The 6,786-nt window shown below is 50.3% G+C and carries 1 protein-coding gene and 2 pseudogenes; all 3 read right to left on the bottom strand.

The genetic code is table 11. The features are described from left to right. A pseudogene (locus ACUU1I_RS18800) lies at positions 1-2,932 on the bottom strand (DUF4132 domain-containing protein); the annotation flags it as partial. Continuing rightward, positions 2,933-3,253, bottom strand: a complete 321-nt coding sequence (locus ACUU1I_RS18795; RefSeq protein ID WP_250542702.1) for a transcriptional regulator — start codon at positions 3,251-3,253, stop codon at positions 2,933-2,935. It lies immediately after the preceding pseudogene. A gap of 9 nt (positions 3,254-3,262) precedes the next feature. Continuing rightward, positions 3,263-6,786, bottom strand: a pseudogene (locus ACUU1I_RS18790) (DUF4132 domain-containing protein); the annotation flags it as partial.

The raw sequence follows: 6,786 nt of genomic DNA, 5'->3' as shown, positions 1-6,786 counted from the left end.
ATTTCTGCTGTCATTTCTAACGGGTGGGCAATGCCAATCAGAGCGTCCGCAGGCAGGTCAATTGGCTCATCTTGCGCATTGCAGAACTCCCCCTCTGCGGCCACACGAAAGGCGTTGAGTAAACGACGCGGTTCATTTGCCGGATAACCCCCCATATTAATCGCTGGGTAACCAGACGGGTAAAGGGATGATTAACAAACAGAGAATGAAAATCTGCCAGCGACCAGCGTCGGGTGGTACGTAGGGCAGCTTCAAGACGCGGGAGCAGGTTTTTGCTCACCTGAGTAGCATCTTTTTTTAACCCTTTTAGTCGGGCCAGTGCCTCGGGCGCTTTCAGTTGATCGTCATCGGCGCGCAACCGGGGAACACTTTTCTGGCGAACGTTTTGCTGATCAAAGATAACCGGGTTGAGGTTTTCATCGAAGCGAACGGTAAACTGCCGGGGACCAAAATCAAAACTCAACGCCTGCGGATCATTAAGGCCCAGTGTTGGGACTAATCTGTCCGCTAACTCTTCCTGGCTTAGCCCGCGATTTTCTGCGACTACCTGAAGAAATTCCGCCGCGTTATCACGTAAGGGGCGGGATTTCGCCCGTTGCGATATATGATGCAGCTGCATCAGCGCCATATCATTATTCATCAGGGTAAGGATGTTCAGGCCACTGACCGCACGGGCAGATTTGCCTTCTTGTGGCCAGGCGAGGATATGTGTCGTTAGATCCCGTGCCGTGCTTTCGTCACCAAAGAGACTTAACGCCAGAAATGCCCAGTTGTCTTTTGCGGGGGCACCAGCTTGTTGCCACGCAGTGAAGAGATCCCAGGCAAAAGCTGCCAGCGTTTGTGGCTGGCAGAACGTTTTCAGTTGTTCCAGCCCGCTATAAAAACGTCCCCCCTGGGTAAAGCGCAGCATTTCGCCGATAATTTCCAGAGCGTCATCGGTAACAGGTTGATTATTAGTGATAAGGCGCGGCCTGGACCACATTTGCGGATGCCAGAAATCAGGGGCTTTTGGAATGCGTGCCGGGTAAATCTCTATTGGACTCTGTTTAAGTAATTGTTCCAGGGCAGGCCATAGATCTGTACGCTGCCAACGATTGGCTACAGTTTGTAGCAATTCGCCATGCCCATGTTCGTAAAGTAAACGCAGGGCAAGTAATGCAGCTTCGCTTTTATCGCTAGATTTGGTGAAGACAAGAGGGATAAGTGCAGTAGCCGTATGTTCCGGCCATTGTAAAATCCACTGGCGAGCCAGATTACGCTGGCCCGCAAAAAGGTGCCAGACGCGGGCAATGGGCAGGGCCAGTTCTGTTGCGCCGAAATGAATCAGCAGCGGAAATATCTCTTTTGGATGTCGGGCAAAGGCGGTGTTTAATCCAGGCAAAGCATCGGTACCCAGCACACTTAACAAATATTCCACCCCGGTGTAATGAAAATCAGCCTCGACAATTTGTTGCCAGCACGATACCGCCATTTCGCGCGGCATCTGCGCGATAAGGTACAGATTCCAAATCCCCCAACGCTGTTCATTACCATAGTAAAATCCGTGCTGAAAAGTTCGCCACCCTCCCATCAACGCAATGCTATCTTGTGCCAGTAATGCATTGGTGGCGTCTTCCCGGTACTGTTTAGATTTGGCCTGATGCGCGTGATAAGTACGCAATAGTCCTATTGATGTGTATTCTTGCAGTTGCTGAGCATCAAAGGCATCCAACTGTCCATTAAGAAGACGCTTATTAAATTCCAGGCTATGAACGTCAAAACCTAATTCCCGCAAGAAGATATCCGCTCCTCTCGTAGCAAGACGTTCGTCAAAAGACATGGCGCTAAAATGGTCAATTGCAGTTTGCTGTTCCGGCGTCCAGTGTTTATTCGGCGACCTGTACGTTTGCGGTGCAAGCGTAAGATCAGGCAGCGAAAAGTGACGTATGGAAGTCTTTTTCTTTCTCCCACGCCATGGTGGTGAAACGAGGATTTCAGGCATTTGGCTGTTATCGGTGCTATCAATAACTGGTTTGGGCGGTGCCGATAAATAACTATTCAGCACTGCCCGGGCTTGAGTACTTAACCACGGCATCACTTCTGCTGCCAGTTGTGGCTGCGATGCCATCAGCGTTTGTAACAGCGTACGCCAGTATTCATCTCGAGCTTTTTGCTGTGCAGGCAGCTTTTTGTCTTCGATGATTGGATAACTTGGGCGGGCTGGTGGTTCTTTTAACGCCAGCAGTTCTGCCAGTGCGGCGAGTGTCGCATGGGGGAAGTTTTTACTGTATTTAGCCACACGTTGCAGGCTGGGTTTGTTTTTATCAGCAACTAACAGCAAGGTGCGGATGACTTGCGGATGGTTAATTTGTACCAGCAGACTGCCGCAATCTTCTTTATGGGCATATATCGCGAGGCGCGGAACGACTGCCAGTCCTTGTTCGCGCAAAAGGGCAGCGCAGGCCGCGTAGCCGAAGTGGTTTTCATGCGACATGTAGCTGGCTTCTCGATCGCTAAATATATCCTGGCTCCAGTAGCGTTCGAGTTTTCTCACCGCTTTGGGGTCAGTAGCAACAACTTTTAACCACTCCTTAGAATGAAAATGAGTCCGCGGGCATTCAAGGCTTACCAACTCATTGGCGATTTCTGGTTTTTCGGGGAGGATCAGCGCAATAAAAGGGCGGCGAACTTTGGTTATTCCTGGCAGTGCGGCAATGAGTTTGTCGGCGCAACGCTGCCAGCAGCTTTCCTCTGCCAGAGAGAGGTGTTTACGCAGTCGGAGATCGAATTCGTTATAGGTTTCTGAGCGATAACCATAGCCATAGTCCTCGTTCTGATACTGCAATGTGACTACCAGAGGATCACTCTCATAACACCGTGCAATAAACTGGCGTGCAATCACCACCTCAGTCGCATATTCCAGCCCCTCTTGTTGGACGATTTCGTCGAGCAACTATTGGTTGTCATTTTGCGCGATAAAGGCTAGTGCCGCCATTGTGCGGGCCGGGACTGAGGGTTTGTGTTCGCCGATCAAGTTGATGGCCTGCGTAATGGCGGACTGCCACTCCGGTGAAAAATTTTCATAACGCCAGACAATGTTTTTTTTCTTCTCAGCTTTTTGTAGCAATTCATCACCCAGTGTCTGAATGATGCTTTCAGTGATAACAGGCACTGGTTCGCCCGGCCAATTGCGATGACTGAGTGGTGTTTTGCCTTTTTTATATTTCAGTTCCAGTTGGGCGTTATCCGCCAGCCACGGTAATTCCTTGTCCATGCTCTTTCCTTATTCAAACAGGGCTTCAATATCGTTAATTAGCTCGCTGGCGGTGATGGCATCGAGTACGGAGAACTGCGCTTCCTGTGTTGAATTACTCCCCCAGCCATAGCTTTCCGCTTTGCCTTCCCATAGCCACAGCTTGCTTAAGAGCTGCTCAGCGCTAAGTTCGGCTGGTGACATACCCACCGCAAAACCTTCGTCGATTTCCATGATTAACGACCAGCGACCGAGAGGTTTGATCATCCAGCCGATCCAGCCTCCATCCTGTGGTTCGCCCTTTATCCAGCCTTTATTTGCCAGCCCCATGACCCGGCCGCTCGGGCATTTTCTGCCTGCCCAGCGGGTCAGTTCGCTGGCGTTGCGCTCGGCTTCTGTCAGGGCGTAACTGTTACGGTCAAGCTGACGGAACGGTGGTAGCAGTTCGTAGTCGGCAAAAAGCTGACCAAAGGCGACAGCATCCGTCGGTGATATTTCCAGAACGTGAGGAATGCCGATAGAGATATCGCCTTCCGGCAGGGTGAAAAGATCATCGTCAGCGGTGCTGTAGCTGTTATCTTCCGCTACCCGGAAACAGGCCAGTAGCTGGTTGTCGGCGCTATAAACGCCCCAAATCAGACGGCGGGTTAAGTGGCGAACCAGCGGATGCACAACCAGGAAGAGTTGGAAGTTTTCCGGCGACCAGCGGCGACGCAGGCACATGGCGGATTCAAGCCTTGCTACCTGCTGGGCGGCGACGGTACGCGCATCTTTTTTCAGCAATTTGTAGCGGTTAACAGCATCGTTCGCCTGTGACTCATCATCGCTTTTGTTTGGTTTTGGCAGGTCTTTCAGGCGGCTGCCGGAAACATCACGCACAAACGGTTTTAAGGTTTCATCAAAGCTGACGGTGAACTGGCGTGGGCCAAAATCCAGCAGCAACGAACCGTTATCATCCAGACCGAGATCCGGTGCTAACCGATCTTCAAGCTCCGCTACCGTGAGTTCGCGGCTCTCGGCAATGTCGGCAATCTTTTCTTTTGCCCGCTCCTGTAATGCTTTGAATTTCAGTTTCTGAGCAATGCCGTTAAGCTGCATCAGGGCGATATCACTACCGATAGCGGCGAGAATATCCAACCCAACGGTGGCGCGTTTATGCTGGGATTCACCAGGCCAGGCGCGTATTAATGGCGTCAGTTTGCGGGCGGTGTCATCGTTACCGAGAACGCCTAACGCAGTGAACGCCCAACTCTCTTTCGACGGCGCGCCAGCGGTCTGCCAGGCGGTAAACAGATCCCAGGCAAATTCAGCCAGAGAGTCAGCGGTACAGGCGTCTTTCACCTGCAATAATCCCGGATACAGAGCCTCTTCCTGAGGGAAGCGGAGCATTTCGCCGAGGTGGAGGAGGGCGTTATCTGGCAGTGATTGGGCGTTTGCTTTTAATACCGGGCGCGTCCAGATCGATGGCTGATAAAAGGTCGGAAGAGTGGGGATTTTTGTCGGGTGATTATCTAAGGGATCGAGCGCAAGCAGAGCGTTCACCGCGTCTGTTACTTCCGACTGGTTATAACGCCGGGCGATTTCTTGCAGTAATGGCTGATGACCGTTTTCGGTAAGCATACGCAAGGCAGCGCGGGCGTTATCTTGTGCTTCACCGGCTTTGCCGAGCGCCGCAGGCAGCAGGCCGGTAAGGGCATGTTCCGGGTATTTCAACAGCCAGGTGCGGGCGTTTTCGCGTAGCGTTTTGAGTTTGTTGAAGGCACGGGCGACGGCAGGAGCCAGCTCACTCGCTGCGAAGTAATTCGTGATGGGCAAGGCTTCCTGCGGATAGCGTGTAATTGAGTTAACTAAACCAGGTAAACCTTTGAGTCCAAAATGTAACATGGCGTATTCGGTATCGGTATGTGGAGATAGAGTAAGGGCATTCCATGCTTTTACTGCTTTCTCCAGCCTCCAGCGGCAATGTTGTCAAAATCCCCAACTGCCAATAATGCCCGGTAGGTGAATGAAACACCTTAAATTCACTTAGTAAGGTTGAATAATCTTCATTTAGCCATGCCTCAACTACCGCTTCGGGAGCTTTAATATATGTACCAGCGATCCGTCGTTGAAAACCCATCCTTGCCAACAGGTTGGTAGTACTTTCTTCATGGCTAACCGTGATGTGTTTTGAATACCAGATATATTTCGCCAAAAGTTGATTACTGATTTCTTCTGTCAGATAACAGATTGGCTCGATGCCTAATGGCGCTAAATCCAGCACCGGAATCGGCGATTTTTTCTTTTTCGAAATCCATGGTGGGGAGACTACTATGGCTGGCAGTAGATCGGCGCTGGCATGGTTTGAGGGCTGTGTCAGTTGGTGCTGGCATGATTTCAGCACTGCAACTGCGGGTGTCGAAAGCCAGGGAATGACCTGTTCTGCCAGTGCTGCGTGTGGGAACGCAGCGCAGGCTTTCGTCATTCGATCGTGACAGCGTTTAGTATGCCCGGCTACACGTATAAGCAGTGTTAATGCGAACGGATGATTGATATGACGCAACACATCGGCGCAGTAGTCACTTGCGGCATAGGGAGCAAATCGGGGCAGGGCTGCAACACCTTGCTCCTGTAATACGGTGGCTGACCATATCGCACCACAATAGTAATCATCAAAAATGGCATATGGCTCGTGATATTTTTCTAATGAGGCAAGAATGTGCTCATCAGTCGCCACTATTTTTAACCACTCAAGCGAGGGTAATTTTTTTTGCCCCAGTAGACGCTGGGCAATTTCATGTGCAATTTCTGGTTTTTCGGGTAATAACAAAGCAATTAATGGTTGCCGCCATTCTGGAATATGTGGAATTGCGGCAATAAGTTTTTGTGCACATTTTTGCCAGAGAGACTCTTCCGCCAGTGATAAATGTTTACGTAGGCGTAATTCAAATCTGGAATATTGCTCCAAGTAGTCAGGTGCAATGCCAGACGGCAGAATAATAATGACATTATTCGCATAATCCCATTTAATATCAATCTGTTGAAGGTGTATTATTACATCAGTAGCATATTCCAGACCGCCTTCCTGGACGATCTGATCCATAACATCCTCACGCACTTTATATCTTGTGCATTTCATTTCAAGTGCCGTGAGTACAGCCATTACTGGTGATGGTAGCTGTGTTGTTTTCAGGCCGTCGATCTGACTGATCGCTTGGGCGACGGTGTTTTGCCATTCTAAAGAACAGGTGCTGAAGTCAAATGTGGCTGTTTTATTATCCCGTTGCGACACGCTACAGGCTAAGCGACGTAATTGGGTCAATTTGTCTGCTTGCTGAACAGGAACTCCGGGAAAGCGGCGATGACTTAACGTGGTGTGTACAACTTCGGGCGGAAAAACGACAGCAATATCTTTCGCCAGCCAAGGTAAAACAGCATCTGTATTTTTGTCAGCCGCACGGGTTTCTGCTACGAAAGAGGGTTGTTCCTGAATAATGGTGGATAAGTCCGCTACCTTGAGAGAGTCCGTTACCGTTTGGGAAGGTTGCAAAGAATTATCTTTCGCTTGCTCCACA

This window comes from Shigella sp. SIG3, assembly GCF_053555855.1.
Note: the sequence above shows the minus strand (reverse complement) of the source record. Positions and strands in the feature narration are given on the sequence as shown.

Coding starts and splice junctions, on each gene's coding strand:
- ACUU1I_RS18795 (WP_250542702.1), bottom strand. CDS start 3,253: ATGGACAAGGAATTACCGTGGCTGGCGGATAACGCCCAACTGGAACTG.